This is a genomic window from Paenibacillus sp. FSL R7-0210 (assembly GCF_038009085.1).
GTDB classification, from domain to species: Bacteria; Bacillota; Bacilli; order Paenibacillales; family Paenibacillaceae; genus Paenibacillus_AQ; species Paenibacillus_AQ silagei.
In genome coordinates, this window is the sequence record NZ_JBBPAR010000001.1 from 6,529,703 (window position 1) to 6,547,640 (window position 17,938).

14 protein-coding genes are annotated in these 17,938 nt (G+C 50.1%); 11 read left to right on the forward strand and 3 right to left on the reverse strand.

Annotated features, from left to right (window positions below; translation table 11 throughout):
- Positions 1–5: 5 nt before the first annotated feature.
- A complete protein-coding gene (locus MKY64_RS27675; RefSeq protein WP_340956966.1) occupies positions 6–2,366 on the reverse strand; it encodes a helix-turn-helix domain-containing protein in 2,361 nt (786 codons plus the stop codon).
- A 208-nt stretch (positions 2,367–2,574) separates the two neighbouring features.
- On the opposite strand from MKY64_RS27675, the gene MKY64_RS27680 reads away from it, so the two are divergent.
- The 8 genes from MKY64_RS27680 (at position 2,575) to MKY64_RS27715 (ending at position 13,212) form a co-directional block, all read left to right on the forward strand.
- Positions 2,575–5,157, forward strand: coding sequence for an S-layer homology domain-containing protein (locus MKY64_RS27680; RefSeq protein WP_445671709.1), 2,583 nt, complete (start codon positions 2,575–2,577; stop codon positions 5,155–5,157).
- Between the two features lie 272 nt (positions 5,158–5,429).
- Positions 5,430–5,837, forward strand: a complete 408-nt coding sequence (locus tag MKY64_RS27685; protein ID WP_076161349.1) for a BlaI/MecI/CopY family transcriptional regulator — start codon at positions 5,430–5,432, stop codon at positions 5,835–5,837.
- 2 nt (positions 5,838–5,839) lie between these two features.
- On the forward strand, positions 5,840–7,927 hold the full coding sequence (locus MKY64_RS27690) for a M56 family metallopeptidase (protein WP_340956967.1): 2,088 nt from the start codon (positions 5,840–5,842) through the stop codon (positions 7,925–7,927).
- A 42-nt stretch (positions 7,928–7,969) separates the two neighbouring features.
- Positions 7,970–9,175, forward strand: coding sequence for a DUF4179 domain-containing protein (locus MKY64_RS27695; RefSeq protein ID WP_340956970.1), 1,206 nt, complete (start codon positions 7,970–7,972; stop codon positions 9,173–9,175).
- A 159-nt stretch (positions 9,176–9,334) separates the two neighbouring features.
- Positions 9,335–9,814, forward strand: a complete 480-nt coding sequence (gene rlmH / locus MKY64_RS27700; protein WP_340956972.1) for a 23S rRNA (pseudouridine(1915)-N(3))-methyltransferase RlmH — start codon at positions 9,335–9,337, stop codon at positions 9,812–9,814.
- A gap of 344 nt (positions 9,815–10,158) precedes the next feature.
- Positions 10,159–11,088, forward strand: a complete 930-nt coding sequence (locus MKY64_RS27705; protein ID WP_036723044.1) for a hypothetical protein — start codon at positions 10,159–10,161, stop codon at positions 11,086–11,088.
- A 373-nt stretch (positions 11,089–11,461) separates the two neighbouring features.
- Positions 11,462–12,187: a restriction endonuclease gene (locus tag MKY64_RS27710; protein WP_036723043.1), complete on the forward strand. Its 726-nt coding sequence runs from the start codon at positions 11,462–11,464 to the stop codon at positions 12,185–12,187.
- A 50-nt stretch (positions 12,188–12,237) separates the two neighbouring features.
- Positions 12,238–13,212 carry an effector binding domain-containing protein gene (locus tag MKY64_RS27715; RefSeq protein WP_268748434.1) on the forward strand — a complete coding sequence of 325 codons (975 nt, stop codon included), beginning with the start codon at positions 12,238–12,240 and terminating at the stop codon, positions 13,210–13,212.
- Between the two features lie 61 nt (positions 13,213–13,273).
- Here MKY64_RS27715 and MKY64_RS27720 read toward each other — a convergent pair whose 3' ends face one another.
- A complete protein-coding gene (locus tag MKY64_RS27720; protein WP_036723041.1) occupies positions 13,274–14,209 on the reverse strand; it encodes an AraC family transcriptional regulator in 936 nt (311 codons plus the stop codon).
- A gap of 158 nt (positions 14,210–14,367) precedes the next feature.
- On the opposite strand from MKY64_RS27720, the gene MKY64_RS27725 reads away from it, so the two are divergent.
- Positions 14,368–15,480 (forward strand): serine hydrolase domain-containing protein, encoded by a 1,113-nt coding sequence (locus MKY64_RS27725; protein ID WP_051477827.1) that lies wholly within the window; start codon positions 14,368–14,370, stop codon positions 15,478–15,480.
- A gap of 158 nt (positions 15,481–15,638) precedes the next feature.
- On the opposite strand, the gene MKY64_RS27730 is transcribed toward MKY64_RS27725, so the two are convergent.
- On the reverse strand, positions 15,639–16,172 hold the full coding sequence (locus MKY64_RS27730) for a dihydrofolate reductase family protein (RefSeq protein ID WP_036723039.1): 534 nt from the start codon (positions 16,170–16,172) through the stop codon (positions 15,639–15,641).
- A 73-nt stretch (positions 16,173–16,245) separates the two neighbouring features.
- On the opposite strand from MKY64_RS27730, the gene MKY64_RS27735 reads away from it, so the two are divergent.
- Positions 16,246–17,151, forward strand: a complete 906-nt coding sequence (locus MKY64_RS27735; protein ID WP_155991249.1) for a WYL domain-containing protein — start codon at positions 16,246–16,248, stop codon at positions 17,149–17,151.
- Between the two features lie 156 nt (positions 17,152–17,307).
- Entirely contained in the window at positions 17,308–17,853 is a 546-nt protein-coding gene (locus MKY64_RS27740; RefSeq protein ID WP_340956981.1) for a MarR family winged helix-turn-helix transcriptional regulator, read from the forward strand.
- Positions 17,854–17,938: the final 85 nt, after the last annotated feature.

The window sequence follows — 17,938 nt, forward strand, 5'->3', positions numbered from 1 at the left end:
CCTCCTTATCCCATGCTAATCTCCGCCTGCGGCGGCAGTGTATTCACGGTTCGCAGATAATTCCCCGGCGTACAGCCGTAGATCTCCTTGAAGCGCTTGATGAAGTAGGGAGTCGTTCCATAACCGACCGTACCGGCAATCTGTTCGATCGACATGTTATTGTTCTCAATCAGCCGCCGGGCCTCTTCCATCCGTATGCCGGTAATATAGTCGGTGTAGGTGATCCCCAGCTCTTCCTTGAACAGCTTGCTTAGATACTTGGGACTGATGAAGACCTTGGCAGATACGGCATCCAGCGATAGATCCTCGGACAGATGCTCCCCGATATAGGCCTTGGCCGCTTCAATGGTCGAGAGTGCACGGTCACTGTTCCGCTTCTGCGTCTCCATAATGAAGGTGCCGATGGAGGCGGCGAACCACTCCTGCAAATGCCGGATATCCGGCAGGGCAATATATTCGTTATACAGATCCAGAGGCCCGTGGGCGGAAGGGGTGTAGCGGATGCTTTTCAGATAATCCGAGTACATAAATACGGTGTTCGCCAGCACGAAGTGGCAATAATCCGCCGGGTAGCTGCCTTCCCGCATGACGGCTATCAGCTGCTCCAGCGCGGCCAGAGTCTCATCCAGCTGACGCGTCTGCAGCTTATCCTTGAATCTCATCAGCACCGGCTGCGGGATTTCGTCAAGACTCTGCTCCTTCTTCAGCAGCTCCCGCTCCTTCAAGACCCTGCTCTCCGGCAGAAAATAAGCATATTTCATTAAGGTCTGCGCTTCAGCGTAGCTTGTGTGGAGAAGGCTGATGGCATCCACCCAGCTGCCCTGCGAGAGCTGAATATTCAGCTGGAAATGCTGCTCCGCCGCTGCTGTAATCCGGTCCGAGAGCTGTTCGAGCAGCGTCCCGGAGGCTTCGCGCGCGCTGATAATGACAACCGTCTGCTTGTCCGGCAGCTCCTCGGCCAGAATGCGGATTCCGTGAAGCCGGATCGTCTCAAGCGTCCCGGTCATCCCGCTCATGGCTGCCTGCAAGCCGCTTAGACTCATGCGGGCGTAGGCTCCACGGGTGTTGAGGAGCAGGCAGCAGTAATGACGGTGGTCCGGAGAGAGTCCCAGGAATCGCGGATCTACGGTTACGCTGCCTTGCGCAGGGCTGTCCTGAAGGAGATTCAGGATCATGTTCTGCCGGATATGCGGACTGCTGGCCTCAAGCGTTCCCTCCAGTGTGGTCACTTTGTCGTTCAGACGGTTGAAGGCGGAATCGATAATGCCGAATTCGTTAAGGGCTTGTCCCCGCACTCCTGGCACCTCAGGCCCCGGGCCGTAGAGGTCCTTAATAGTCCGAAGCAGCCGCTTAAGCGGACTGTAATTCAATTTGGCCAGAATGCCGGACAGACAGATTCCTACCAATAGAGCAAGCAGACACAGGGAGAGGATGACCCTCTGGACAACGAGCCATTTCTCATAGAACAGGTTCGCCGGAGCCGCACTGAAGAGCTTCCACCCGGTGGTCGGCAGGTCCTGATAGGAGATGACGTAGGTGCTGCCCCCGATTTCCTGGCTCATGTTCCCGGATGTCTCAGGAGAGGCTAGTGCATTCGAGATACTGGCAGCATAGGAGTCGGCCTGAGCCGCAGCATCCGGATTCGAGCCGGCTACAATCCCGCCAGAGGGTGTAGCAATGAAGCTGCTCTGATAGCGGGCAGGCATCATATTCTGCAGAATGGCACGCAGCGCACTCTCCTTCAGATCAATGGCAATCAGCAGCTCACTGGCTGCCCCGGGGGACTGGAACGGATAGCTGTGCACATAGGTGATCAGCTGGCTGCCGCTGCCGCCGGGGATGCTGGAGACGATATCGTCCGGCACGAACCGGGCCTCCGTCCAGAGGCTGTTACGGGAATTAAGGTTCATGCCGTTCACCCAATCCATCCAGTAGGCAGCACCCGCCTGCTGGTCCGCACGGAATTTCAGCCCATACAGCGAGGACAGCAGGAGATGCTGCCTGGGAGCATATAGATGTACGGCTTGTATCAGGTCCGAATGATTGGATACCTGCATGTTTAGCGACTCCTGGAGACTGCTCACCTTGCTGAGATTCGTTGGAAGTGAAGCATCTGGCAGCATACGGAGCGCAGCCCGCTGGTTCAGAGAGACTTCCAGATAGATCTGCTGGACCCGCTGAAGCACGGAGGCTTCAAGGGTACGGGCGGTATTGTCAAGGATGAGCCGGTTGCGGCCCTGAAGCTCTTCCTTATAATGATTCGAGAAATACAGATAGAAGGCAGAGCAGAGTAAGAGGACAATGACTAACACAACAGAGATGTATGAAGCGGCAAGGGCGGCAAAGGCAGAGTTCCATTTTCGCAAGATGTATTCTCCTCCCAGGCGGATTATACACTAGCCCCTCACCAATCTGTTCGGGATTCATGTTAAATCCATGTAAAATGGCCGGAAAAAAGCTGAATTGTTCCCAAAATCATAGAATTGCGAAATTGTGTTATTGAGCGGCGATGGAGGCAGGTGCTATATTGAGTCCGATTCAGGCAATCAAAATAACAAGATAGGGGCTGACACATTGAACTTGAAGTCGAAAAGAAAGCTGTTGTCTGTTACGGCAGGTCTGGTACTCCTCACGAATTCTATCGCGGTACATCCTGCAGAGGCGGCCACGGGTAATTCATTAACTGAGCTGCCAGCTGCTCCGGCTTGGGGACATTTCGTAGATACTTATAAGAATAACACACCTGTGAATATGGCGGTGTATTCCAACCCCTCGATCGGAGTTCTCTCCGGCTTCCTGGATCTCTGGACACCTGGCGCCACTTGGGATACCGGGACGAAGCTGAACAGCAGTGTGCTGGATTACAACATTCAATATGTGGCGGATCTGTCTAAGACCCGTACTCCGGCAGAGGAGGAGGCAGCGTATTACGATGACCGGCGGAACCAGACTTATGGAGCGGCTGACGGCCTTGGACCTTTGTCTGAGTTGTACCGTTCGATGTCAGGAACTTACACGACCATTAACAGCATCCCAGATGATGCGACTTCCGTGAAATACAATGATGGCAATGACAGTAACAAGGCAGGCGATTCCAATTCCAGCTTGGGCAAAATGGTGGACCTGATCGGAATCATCCGCGGTGATTATGCTTCAACGAGCCAGGCCAAGAAATTCTACAGCTACATGCGTCCATTCCGCTGGAAGGATACCTCAGTCATTGTGCCGACGCTGGTGCCGGCGAGAAGCAGTACACCTGCCACAGACGGCGGCTTCCCGAGCGGACATACCAACGCTTCCTATCTGGCAGCCCTGGCTCTGGCGTATTCCGTACCTGAGCGCTTCCAGGAGCTGATGACCCGGGCCTCGGAGATGGGCAACAACCGTGTCGTCGCCGGGATGCACTCACCGCTGGATGTTATGGGCGGACGAGTGACGGCCATGGCCTTCGCAGCAGGTGCGCTGACAGACCCGGACAATGCGGCATTGAAGCAGGCGGCCTATACTCAGGCTCATGAAGTGCTGCTCACACAGACGGGTACCGCAGAAGACCGGTTCACGGATTATGCGAAGAATAAGGCCCAGTATACCCAGCGACTGACCTACGGCTTCCCGCAGATTCACTCCACGACTGAGCCTGCTGTTGCTCCTAAGGGAGCAGAGGTCTTGCTGGAGTCCCGCCTGCCTTACCTGAGTGCGGACCAGCGTAGAGTAGTTCTCGTAACAACTGCACTTCCATCCGGTTATCCACTGTTGGATGATCCCGAAGGCTGGGGACGATTGAACCTGTTCGCCGCTGCCGACGGGTACGGTGCATTTGCTGAGCATGTAATGGTAGCTATGGACGCTGCGAAAGGCGGCTTCCACGCCGCAGACCGCTGGCGCAATGATATCTCCGGGATGGGCGGACTGACCAAGGAGGGTACAGGCACGCTTAAGCTGGCAGGCAGCAACACGTATTCCGGCGGTACTGAAGTGAACGCGGGTGTCCTGGAAGGAGACTCGGCAACAGCCTTCGGCAAAGGGAATGTAACGAATACCGGCGGTTCTGTAGTTGAGAACGTCTACGGTAAAATGGTAATCGGCGGCAGCTTCACCCAGGCCTCCGAAGGTACGCTTGTACTGGGCCTTACTGGAGCAAACGATATCCTTGAGGTTGAGGGCGCGGTGAAGGCTGACGGGAAGCTGAAGGTGAACTTCGCGAACAGCTACGTTCCAGGCAGCGGCCTGATTCCGCTCATTACGCATGGCGTCAGCCAGCGCAGCGGGCAGTTTGCTTCCGTGCAGGTTGAAGGATTGCCAAGCAAATATAAAGCCCAGGTCGTCTACCTGAGCGATCAGATTGCGCTTAGTATTACAGATACGACAAGCGGCGGAACTGGCGGTGGCAATCCGGGCGGAACGCCGGGTACTCCGGCTGGAAATACCGGAACGGTACCAGGGACCACCGGCACAACACCAGGGAACGGCAGCACTACTCCTGCTGAACCGGAGAAACAGCCACAGGGCGGAGTTAATCCGTTCCAATCCGGGGTGGTGAGCCGCGAGACAGTATACAAGACCGTGACTGAAGCCATTGCGGCTTCGAAGAATGAGAGCATCAGCTTCAAGGATACCGCAGGCCACTGGGGCAGCAGCACCATCGCTACAGCCGTGAAGCTGCAGATCATCAGCGGCTATGCGGACGGCTCCTTCCGTCCGGACGCACCGGTGACCAGAGCTGAATTCGCAGCGATGATCGCCCGTTCCTTCGGGCTGGGTACCACTTCTGCTGCCTCTAAATTTGGGGATACTGCCTCCAATTGGGCGGCTGGCTATATCGGTGCATTGGCCGATAAAGGCATCGTAACCGGCTACGCAGACGGCAGCTTCAAGCCAGGGGCGACCATTACCCGAGCTGAGATGGTCACGATTATCGGCCGTGTGCTGAATCTCGGTGCGCTTCAGACTGGCACCCCGGCGAGCTTCACCGATGTCAGCAGCAGCTACTGGGCAGCTGACGCCATCCGCCAGGCCGCTTCGGCTAATCTGGTGAAGGGCATCTCTGCTTCAGCATTCGCGCCAAAGAGTCAGGCTACCCGCGCCGAAGCGGTGGCCGTGATTATCCGCGCGCTGGAGAGCGACAGCTCGGTTAAGGCTTTGATTGCGGGCTTGTAGGCAGCGGGGTTGTTAACTGCAAGTGAGTGAGAGGTAGGCTGTAAGTAAGTATTCTTATGGATAGAAAGCAGGAAGTACAAGCCGCTGGCTTGTGCTTTTTGCTATGGTTACAGTCACTTAGCCACTTTGGGTGTCGTTTTGCGTGCATTCATCACAATGCGGGACAATAAGGGCATATTTGACAAATTAAATCTACAAGTGTAATGTATAGAACAGAGCTTGTATTTACACTTGTAGATTGAATGCCGCCGCCACAGAATGGAGCTGTTATGATGAGTACAACGCCGAAGATTTCGGAAGCTGAATGGGAAATTATGAAGATTATCTGGGAGCATCATCCGCTGACCTCGGAACAAATCACCCGGCTCCTGCCTGCATCTGTGGAATGGAGCGAGCAGACGGTGCGCACCTTCGTCACCCGGCTGCTTAAGAAGAACGCGATAGCGTATGAGAAATCCGGCCGGAGCTATCTCTATTATCCGCTGGTGTCAGAGAATGAGTGTGTCCGGGCCGAGAGCCGCTCCTTCCTGAAGCGCGTATTTGGCGGGGCTACCCAGTTAATGGTGACCAGCTTCCTGGAGGATGTCGAGCTGTCCAAGCAGGAGATTGAACAACTCGAACAGCTGCTGAGGGAGAAGAAGTCGCAGGGTACCAGCGGCAACTCAGGTAAGCAGGAATGAATATGGTCTACGGATGGTTTGCCGGTATCGCAGAACAGACACTGGCGGCAAGCATGGTGATTCTGGCTGTGTTGTTCATTCAATATGTTCTGCGGCGATTCATCAACGCCCGGGTGCGTTACCTCCTGTGGCTGCTTGTTATCGCCCGACTGTTATTGCCTGCTGTACCGGACAGCCCTGTCAGCATGTTGCATATTCTCGGCAATAGTAAGCATTTGTTAACAACTATCCTGGACAAGGGGTCGGACATCGGGGCTTCTCAGGGTGAGTATCAGGAGCTTCCGCCGGGAGGGGGAGATAAGGTTACATATCCGGCTAATAACACCGCTCTGAATGTACAGGGGCAGACAGACACAGCCCGGCAGGAGGATGGAGCGGCAGCCGTTAACCGCAGCTCTACGCAAGCCGCAGGCTATCCGCTCTGGATGAAGATAGGCACCGTGATCTGGCTACTGGGTGCTGCGTTTATGATGTTGAATGGACTCCTGTACATCCGGCGGATGCACCGCGAACGCAGGCAGCTTAGACGAGTGAAGGCCCCGGAGATTCTTCAGGTGGTTCTTGACACCAGACGCCAGTTTGGAATAAGGAGGGCGATACCTATCTATACCGGAGGTTCCGCTAACAACCCATATCTGTCAGGACTCCTGCGTCCATGGATCTTTGTCCCGGAGCAAGCTCTGCGGGAACTGGATGCTTCCCGGCTGCGGCACATCCTCGCGCATGAGCTTGCCCACTACAAGCGGAGGGATATGTTGTGGAACCTGCTAGGGAGCCTAGCCGCAACGATACATTGGTTCAATCCCCTGATGTGGCTGGCGATCCGGCGGATGAAGATCGATAGAGAGGTTGCGTGCGACGCCTATGTGCTGGAGGTATTGGGAGAAGAGGAGGCAATTGATTACGGGCTTACTCTGGTAGAGTTCCTGAAGCGCTTCTCACGAGTCCGGGAGCGGAGGGGGCATCTTTATTTCTCTAACCCGCAGCAGCGGCAACAGATTAGAAGAAGAATCAGTATGATTCAATCCTTCAAAAAAGGCTCCTACCGCGTCTCCGCAGCAGCTGTAATTCTGGTCGCTCTGCTTAGCATCGTGACGCTTACGGGTGCCTCTAGGGAGCCTGTTAAATCTGCTACCACGGGTACTAAGGCCAATCCCGCTGGCACGCATGCAGAAGTCGTTGCTGCGGGGGAACGCGTAGAAACGGCAACGGAGCAAGGGGAGACACTGGTGCCGTTAACGAGCATAGATGAACAACAGACGGAGTATGCCATCAGGCATAATCTTCTGGTGCCGATGAATGTGGAGATTGAGCAAGACGGTTACCAGGTCACAGTGACAGGCTTCATGGCAGACAAGAACCAATTCCTTATCTTCTATACTGCGAAAGTGGACGGCGGTAGGTCACTATTCTCCGGTGATCCTCGTTTTGTAGAATGCATCATTACGGATGGTATTACCGGCAAGGTGATCAACGGCCGGACCCACGCGCTGGTCAGCAGCAGCAGCCCGGAGCCGCATATTGCATATGCGGTTGCCAGACTTAAGTTCGCGACTCCTTTGACGGACCTGCCCTCAAGGATTAAGGTGGAGTTCCATTTGCGCACACTGGCAGCCAATGAGTCCAACATTCAGGAGTCTCCGGCACTCCAGACAACCTTTGATGTGAGGGCAAATTACTGGAAGCAAGAGACGCATACCATCACATCGCCAGAAACGCTTAATGTAGGCGGACACAAGATCAGAGTGAAATTACAATTGACACCCTTAACAACCATAGCCACTTTTTATTCAGATGAACCTTTGTTTAAGAATAAGGAATTTATGAAATCATTCCATGAGAAGTACGGTTCTCCATTCCTGTGGTGGAGCAAGACTGGAACGGGAGACTATAGGCAGCAGCCAGGCACTTCATCAATTACGTTTACAGACTATGAAATGAAGATGGTTACAGAAAGCTATTATTTGTTGGATAAGCTGCAATCTCTGCGGCTGGAATTCATGAAGAGTCCGGCGAAACTTACTGGAATGAAGGATCTTGAGCATACATACCAGATGACCTTTGATGTCCCCGGACAGGATCAGAGCTGATCCGGATGAAACAACCAACTTGTATTGAAGGAGAGTGCAACAATGATTAGTATGAAGCGGAATGAACTGGAGATCTCACATACGGCGCAGATGCATCCAGGACAGGAACAAAAACAAGGGTCGGCACCAAATAAACGGCGGTCCTCCAGGAACCGGCTATCTACCGCCATCGTCGCAGTCATGACAACCGCAGCGCTGGTGCTTAGCCCTTTTGCCGTGACAGGTCAAGCTTTGGCCGCCTCGGCAACCGCTGCGAAACCGTCAGCAGCACTTGCCCCCTTCGTAAATCCCGAGATTCAGGGTTATCGACAGGTTGAGTATGCCATCAAACACAATCTGGTGCAGCCGCTGAACACAGTCGTTAAAAAAGACGGTTACCAGTTGACGGTAAACGGTTTTATCGCAGACAAATATGAGCTGATCATCCTTTTTACAGCCCAAGCCGACAGTAAGAGAGCATTCGTGTTCATGCCGCCAAAGGGTCATAGTCTCCAATTGTCCGATGCGATTACAGGCAAGGTCATCAGTGGCAAGAAATTCAATGATGCTCTAGTCATAGGCGCAAGTCCGGCAAAGAAAGATCATATTCTATATGGAATTGCTAAAATCCGGTTAAGCAGTCCATTGACCACGCCTCCCAAAAAAGTAGCTGCTGAGTTTCAGCTAGGCACCTTAACCGCCATTGAGCTGAATCAGTTAAAGGCGCTGGATGCCGAAATGCTCGCTGCCACCGAAAAGGCCCATGCGGACGACCCGGACCAGACCTCATCGTTCAGCTACAGTCCTGAACTGCTGAAGAAGTATGATGCAATCAAGTCCAACGTGAAGTATAGCCCTGTGCTGAAGGTGGCCTTTGATATCAACCCCAAGGTCTGGAAGCAGGAGACCCGGACACTGACGCCGGAGGAAACGATTGATGTGGCAGGGCACAAGATTAAAGTAAAGCTGGAATTGACACCGTTCACGACAGTAACCACACTATCCTCAGACGAAGCTTTGTTTAAAAACAGAGAGTTTATGGAGACCTTCTATATGGAATACAATCCATCGCTATTGGTCAAGAACGGAACCGGTGATTATAAATCGCAAGAGGGAGCTTCTGTCTATACCTATGCAGACCATGAGATGAAAATCGTGTCAGAGAGCTATTTCTTCTTGAATAAACCGCAGTCGCTTCGCCTGGATTTCACCAATATGAAAGACCGTAAGATTACACAGCAGCTGATTGTTGATATGTCTAAGCAGTAAATTACAGGCTATCTGAAGTATCTTAGGGCCATCCGTGAAGGGTGGCTCTTCTTTTGTCGGGTACAGGGTGTGCGGGGAATGTCTTCTAAGCAGGGCATGTTAAGGGCAGGGATGTGATAAAATACAGGGACATGACAAGATCAGACCGATGGAGGAATTATGTTAATTCAACTGATAAGCGTAGGCAAATTGAAGGAAAAGTATCTGACGCTCGGCATCGCGGAATATGCCAAACGGCTCACGCCCTACCTCAAGTTCCAGATGATTGAGGTGGCGGATGAGAAAGCCCCTGATAACCTCAGCGACGCAGAGATTATTCAGGTGAAGGTGCGTGAGGGCGAGCGTATCCTCGCGCAGATTAAGAGCGAGGCGCATGTCATTGCGCTCGCGATTGACGGCAAGCTCTGGAGCTCCGAGGAGCTTGCCGCCGAGATCGACCGGCTCGGCACCTACGGGACGAGCCATGTCGTCTTCGTCATCGGAGGCAGCCACGGCCTCTCCGATGAGGTGATGCGCCGCGCCCAGCAGCGCATGAGCTTCGGCCGCATGACGCTGCCCCACCAGCTCATGCGGCTGGTGCTGGTGGAGCAGGTTTACCGGGCGGTGAAGATTAATCGGGGGGAGCCGTATCACAAGTGACGGCGAAAAATCGAGGTGTTGGCGAGGGTTATAGAAACTGTTGGATTGGTGGGGAGGAATACTATTGAAGTATGTTTATCCCTCTATAGATGGGCACTAGGGGATTTTTTGTGCGACCACATACAACAATGTTTTCCAATTTCGTGGTACAATTATAGTGCGTATAGAGTCGAAGAGAACTTACGGATATGGACTAAAATTAAACACTTTCGACGAGTGGCTACTCGTTACGACAAGTTAGCCAAGTCATTCCTTGCGTTTATTTATGTAGCGTCCATCTTCAAACTAACTCAATAATGAGTTTTCAGACACGTTCTAGATAAATTGTTTGAATAGGTGATGTAATGAAGGTACGTGCTTATACAAAAAGAGAGAATAGAAGTCGTGCAGATTTAGTAACGGCATGGGAGATATATCACTTCAAGAAAAGCAACCCAAAAGAATATAAAGGTAGAACATATTACAGTACTCATTACAACCAAGAAAATATTAGAGAAATGATTCACGTTAATGGACGAGGTAATAAAGTGAATCCGTTTTTTCAATACAAGAATGCTGATCCCGAAGACCCCGATGGGGGAGAGGGAATTACACATCAATATGTAAAAGAAATAATCGCAGAAATAAAAGTATTAAATTTTGTGATAAATAATAAACCAATAATAATTCATGTGAGAGAGTCAAACTTAGAATTTAGATTTAATACTGATAATGGAATATTTCAGGTAGATATATTTGTTGAATTTGAAAAATCTCACCCAACTAACTATTTAGATAAGTGGATGGGTGTACTTGCAATCGAAATTTATGATAGTCACAAGACAGGAAGAGAGAAAAGCTCAGCATTGGAGAAACATGGAATTCCAGTTGTTGAAGTTAAAATCCCTGACTATCTTGATTTATCAAAAATATATGAAAACGAGAGACTTCTGGAGAAAAAGTTAGGTGAGATTAGAAGGATGTACGAGAACAAAATATATGGACAATTGTTATCAGATCCTGAGTCTGAATACTACAAGCTCAAGAAACAAAATAATATACTTTTAAATGAGATTTCAAATACTAAGCAAAAATTATCAATGTATAGTGAAGAGAACAGTTTACTACAAAGTAAATGCAGTAAATTAAGTGAAAGAATTATAAGTACTCAAGAAGAAAGAAATAACTTACGCACTCAATTAGAATATGCACAAAGGAAAATAAAAGAGCTCGAACAAAAGAAGCAAGAGAATTGGTGGAAAAAAATTTTTAAGCCTGCCAAGAAGTTTATGTAAAATGCTTTTTAGTAATTCTGGTTTTCACATGATTCAGGCTAGAGTTGGATGAGAGATCACCCTTTCAAGTATATTTGTTCAAATTGCTGGGGAACTAAAAAGATGTAAGTAAGATGCACAGTCTCACACAAGCTCCACCAAGCCAATGACAAAGGAGAACGTCCATCACAGGCGCTCTCCTTTTCGTTACGCATGATCTTTCACGGCTTCCCTGACCTGCTGCGCACAGGCTTCACAAGGCTGATGTCATTAAAAACAAACGCACAAGCCACTTGCTTGTGCGTTTTGCTGTAGCTTAAGTATAGTTCTTATTTTATGATTAATGTTGAAATTTGGTTTTCTAATAATTTTATTAATTTACTGAGGAGCAGCCATGACATCATTTATCGGATTTATAGTAGTTATTATCGTATTATCCATCTTAACTGGGATGATGCAGGGGACTAAGAAGAGAGGACGCAGTACTGGCAAGCGGAAACCCGCTGTTAAGAAAAGCAATAATAAAAGTGCGAAAATAACCTTTAACCGTTCTTCAACAACGTGCAGACCTGACGATGTGCTTTTAAGAACACCTTTGGACAGAATCAACGGTGCTGAGTTTGAGCGGTTGTTGTCTCTGTACTTCAGGGATCAAGGCTATAGTGTTAAAGAAGTAGGCGTAGGAGGCAAGGACGGTGGTGTAGACCTGGTCATTGTCGATAAACGCGGCGAGAAAACTGCGGTTCAAGCCAAATGTTATGCTGAACACAATAAAGTCCAGGTAATGACTGTCCGCGAGCTGGTAGGTGCTAAAAGAAATCATGACTGCATCCTGTCTTTGCTGGTCACTACGTCCGATCTTACAGCCGATGCGAAGCGGGAGGCGGAGCAATTCAAGGTTGATTACTGGCATGGTGGTCTTGTCGAGAACAAGCTGCGGTCTTGGGGGAAATGGCAACCTGTTAAAACTAAAGCCAAACCGAAAAGGGCCGTTAATTCTACAGTCAAAGATGTAACCTGCGCATGCGGCGCTCCAATGGTTCAGCGTAAAAACAAGGAAGGCGCAGCATTCTGGGGCTGCAGTAATTATCCGAGCTGCCGTAAGACCAAGGCTATCTAGGCGTAACAAAATAAATATCTTTAATAAAGAAATTTGTCGCTGTAACTACCATTAGCGAGGTTACCAAAAACTATCCGGTTTCCACAAGAATGCTTCGATACTATGAGCAGATCGGGCTGCTTAAAAGTGTGAAGAAGGAGGGATATGCTTACCGCACGTATGAGGAGAGTTCATTGGTAAGATTAGAACAGATTTTAGTTCTAAGAAAGCTGAGAATTCCGTTGAAGGAAATTCAAAGGATTCTGCAGAGTGATGAGTCCAGGATCGCACTTGCTGTGTTCCAAGAAAAGATCTATGAACTATCCAGCGAAATGACGGCATTGTCTGTCATTCACAATGTACTGCAAAACTTGGTAGATCAACTCAAGCTCCATGCCGAAGTGAAGCTGAACCCGGGAGTCTGGATGGATAAAACTCTGCTACAGATCGTTGAAGCCCTTCCGTTATCCAAAAGTAATCTCAAGGAGGACCTATCCATGAACGATTTGATCAAGGCAGATCAACATTTATCCACGCTTAAGGATGTACGGATTGTTTACCTTCCGCCTTCACCAGTGGCTTCGATCCAAGTAATTGGAAAATCACCGGAGTATGAAACGGGGATGGAGTTGCAAAAGTTTATGATGGACACGAAGCTGGCCCAACTCAAGCCTGATCTGCGGCATTATGGATTTAATCATCCGAATGGAGTCCAACCGGATGGATCGGACCATGGGTACGAGAGATGGGTAACGATACCTGATGATCTAGAGGTACGTGAACCGTTCGTGAAGAAGCATTTTACCGGTGGCTTATACGCAGCTCACATGATTCCCATGGGCAACTTCGAGGAATGGGGATGGTTGACCGAGTGGGTCGAGCACCATGAGGAGTATGAACCGAACTGGGGAGATCCCGATTGTATGTATGGTTCAAAGGAAGAGCATTTGAATTACATCAACCAGTATCATTTAAGCAATGAGGAAATCGACAAGGTGGTACAATTGGATTTACTACTTCCGATAAAGTCAAAGTTGAACCGGTAAATGATACAAGGCCATCCCGTACAGGATGGCCTTAAAACTTTTGAAGAGAGAGGGCGTTCAGCTACCAGAAGCTTGCTTCATTTAGTTTGATCGGGATGCCGAATTCCATTTCGCACTGTCCATCCGGATGGTGAAGGGAGTTCGGGAAGTGAATCTCCAGGGCCGGACGTGAAACGTCCCATATATACGGGCTTAGGGGAAGCCACTCGATGGAGACCAGGTGCAGCAAATCTTTCGCTATATCCTGTCTGTCTGTTAAAATCCGCACCATGGCGTACTTGCCTCCAGGAATCGTCCGGATGCCCAGATCGCCAGTCGGCGTCATCTGTTGCTCCGTTGTAATGCAGGCATCATACCTGTGTCTGCCATCCGGCGTGATGAAAGGGTCGTCGAGGATGAGTCCGACCGTCAAACATCCTTTTTTCAGTGCTTCTCTCGCGTCCAACCACGAGGCTAACCGCTCAAAGAGCCCTTTAATCTCCGAATTGATTTCTCCTTCATTGATGGTTCCCCTATACCGGGCGTAGATAGCATTCATTGGAGTAAGGTTCCGAATCTCAATCGGGAGATCCGCCAGCTTGCGGGACAGTTCGGTGGACTTTTCAAAGGTTAATCGGGCCCTGAACCGTTCCGCAATCGTCTGGAGAGGAAACCTGTCCCGGCATTCGGAAGCGCTCAGCCCGGTATGCTCACGGAACACTCTGCAAAAGTGGGCCGGGGTTTGCAGACCACAATCCAAGGCGATATCAGTTATGCTCCGGTTTGGGTGGAACAACAGTAGCTTGATTGCCTTCTCGATGCGGATCCGCCGGGTAAACCCGTGCACGTTCTCGCCCATCACCACTTTGAACACCCGATGGAAGTGAAAGGGGGAGAAGGCGGCCACGTCCGACACTTCTTTAAGGGTTAAAGGCTCCGTAAGATGCTCCTCCATGTAGTTGACGACATGGTTGACCCGGTATCGGTATTCCAATTCCAACGCTTTAGCTACCACCATCCGTTTCACCGTCCCCCCTTATTTTCATTATTGATTCAATCCTATCTCTAGTATAGCAAGAATTGTTAATCGGGTAGCAAGAAATTGGAAGATGCTACGCGCCCATTACACTACCATAAGGGAAGCAAGAATAATAACCTTAAAGGGTGTGTTAATGTATGACCGAATTATTCCGTTATGCCAAGCTGGCCATGTTGGCAGGGGCAGCTAGCCTGATCCTTACCATGTCCGCTTGCTCTTCCGAAAAGTCCTTAGCCCCTGTGATGTCCCCCGGCAACTCCAAGGTGATCAACTTGCCCAACGGGGAGTGGCCGATCGGCACTCCAGAGCAGGTTGAGATGGATCCCAAGGAAGTCGAAGCAGTGATGAAATATGCCAAGGAATCGCCGGTTCTCTCCATGCTAGTTGTTAAGGACGGCACAATTGTCTCCGAGTATTACAAGGATGGCATGTCGGATTCCAAGCTGGCTATAAACTCGATCACCAAGAGCGTGACATCGCTCTTGATCGGGATAGCTATCGACAAAGGTTATCTGAAAGGAATAAATGAGCCGATAGAGTCATTTTTCCCCGAATATAAGGAGTTGTTCGATTCACCCGATAAGAGATCCATTACATTAGAGCACTTGCTCAGCATGACAAGTGGCTTGCATTTCCCGGAATGGACTGATTGGAATTATATGATCCAGCCTATGACGGAGACCAAGGACTGGAACCAATTTGTACTCAGCCAACCGATGGATTCTAGGCCAGGTGAAATATGGAACTACAATACAGGCGGTTCCCAATTAATGGCGGCGATTCTCAGGAAAACGACTGGGCAATCCGAACTCGATTTTGCCAAGGAGCATCTGTTGGGTCCTCTCGGAATTGATAGCGTGAAGTGGCCCCGTTCACCGGACGATTCGAATTCAGGGGGCTTCGGCCTGAAGATGAAGCCAAGGGATCTGGCCAAGATTGGCCAATTGGTGCTTAACCGTGGCGTATGGGATGGCAAGCGCATCGTCTCGGAAGCATGGATCCGGGAATCGACCTCTCGGCATTCGGAGGGGAATGTGTCTTTCGGCGAATATGGCCACCATTGGTGGATGAATCAGTACCGCGGGCACAAGGCAGTTTTCGGTATGGGTTATGCCGGCCAATATCTGACCCTCGTACCCGACCTGAATCTAGTGATCGTCGTGAACTCGGCTGCTACCGGGAATCCCCAGGATACCCTCCTTCCTATCCAGTTTATCGAGAGCTTGGTTAAAGCGGTGAAGAACAAATAGAGGACATAGTCCTAGCCTGCCGCTGTTTTATTGAACTCCAACCAACGTTGAAATTCGAATTTATACGACAATTAAAGGGCACCCACACGAATGCTCTTTAATTTCGCTGTTAGAGTGTTACGGTGAACCGTATCATAACTACCCCTCGATCATGGAGATTATGACCGAAGTGTTTGATAATGAAGCATCACGATCTGACCCATTCGCTCGGAATGGGTTAAAGTTAGATTCTCTGGCGCTGTTCCGGCAGGGAATAAGGGGATGCCTTCTCCCAGAAGGGTGGGAATAAGCGCAATTTGGAGCTCATCCAGCAATTGCAGCTTCAGGACGCTCTGGACAAGCAATCCACCGCCTACCATCCAGACCTTGCCTTCTGAGGTTTGCTGTAACCGGGGGATAAGCCGGTCAATGGATTCGCCTGTAAAAACAACATGTGGCGCAGGGGGGTGCCCGGAACGCGTAAGGACAAAAGCCGGTTTATCTGCATAGGGGAATTCATCGGCTAGCTTCAGCACCTCTTCATAAGTATTTCGCCCCATCACTACGCTTCCCACAGTTCCATAGAATTCACTATACCCGTTATCCCCTCCATTTCCTTCGATCTCATACAGCCAATCGACAGAGCCATCGGGTCTTGCAATGTAACCATCCAGACTCATAGCGATGTACAGCACAACTTTATGTTTTGACATTGTTAATCGCTCCCTTCTAGATTTAATGATACACTAGAACTATGACAAAATATGACGTAGTTAGGTGAAGCCATTGATTAATCGAAGACTGGAAATTATGCGGACATTGGATTCAAGGACCAAATTTACGGCCCGCCAGCTGGCGGAACGATTCGGAGTATCGCTAAGGACGATCCAACGTGATCTGGATTATCTGCAGCAGATGGGGCTTCCTCTGTATTCGGAGGTAGGCATACACGGGGGGTACCGGGTGCTGCCGAACCGGATTTTGCCGCCCCTTCAATTAACACAGCACGAGGCGTTGGGATTGTTCCTGATGATTGAATATTTGGAGCATATTCCGGACTTTCCCTATGGAATCATCCGGGCTCAACTGGCAGATCAGTATTATTCCGGATTGCCGGATGATGTGCGGGATCTGATTAGGCGTTCGAAGCAGCATCTTGCCGTTCTTCAGCACTCTTCGATACGCCCAGCGCCGTTAACGACCCAGGTGTTAGGTGCAGCCGTGGAGAAGAGAGAGATTACATTTGCTTATCATTCCCGCAGCGGCAAGAAGAATGTGCAGGTCTATCCGCTCGGGATTTATTATGAACAAGGGTATTGGTATATGCCCGCCAGCAAGCAGGGTGAGATTCGCCTGTATCGGGTTGATCGGATGGAGCAGCTGGAGGAAGGGCCTCACCGAATAGAGGATTCACTTCCGACGCTCGCAGCATGGATGAAGGCCGGGGAGACCAGGGATAGCACCGAAGTCATATTACATTTTACGGATATGGGCGTAAGGATGGCGGAGTCGGACCGGTTATTCGCTTCAGTTCTGGACAGGGAATGGCGCGGCTATATTCCTGTGGAAGAGTTCCCGTTCACGGCGCAGAAGCTGCTTGCATACGGACCGGAAGTAAAGGTGGTCTCTCCAAGGGAATTGCAGGAATCCGTCAGAGGGTTGCTGGAGAAGACTATAAGTCAGTATTCATAAAATACTCAATATCCATTTTCCAGGGGTGTTGACAGTGATGCTGATGCGATCATTCCTGTCGAGATCAGTGGTCAAAAAGCGCATGAGCGGATTGCAGACGACATGAATTAAAGATAGCTGGTTGACACAAAAGTAATTAGGTGCCATACTACATCTATGAACAACGATAGAAAAATAAATGACATGGAGGCTATTCCCTCCCTTGTACAATCCCAGCGTCAGATTGATCGCTATAACCTAGACATAGACGCACAGGCTATACTCGTCGCATCTAGGCTAATGGCAGCGGGAGCCCAGCTTGGTCAGGCCTCGGAGATTCATTTCTCCAGATTCGGCTTATCAACAGGCCGATATCGTGTATTGGCAGATCTTGAGGATAACGAAGGAGAAGAGTTGCCTTCGCAATTAGCAGAGCATCTAGGCGTTACACGTGCTACAGTGACTGGTCTGATCGACATTCTTGAACGAGATGGCCTAGTATCTAGGCGGTTAAGCTCAAAGGATGGCCGCCAGAGATCGGTTATTTTGACGGAAGAAGGAGCGAAGAAGCTACGTGAAATGGCTCCGGAGCATTTCGCTTGGCTGGAGGCCACGGTGGGCTTACTCAGTATAGACGAGCGCAGCGTATTCCTCGACTTGCTGGGCCGGGTTACACAAGGCATCTCTGCACTTACGGAGGAACCAGGCTCGAAGCCAAAGTGAAACATCAGTAATGAGTAGAATGGGCTAGTAATGCTAGCCTATTTTTACTCCTATATAGTTAGGTACCTAATTATATCTCGCTGAA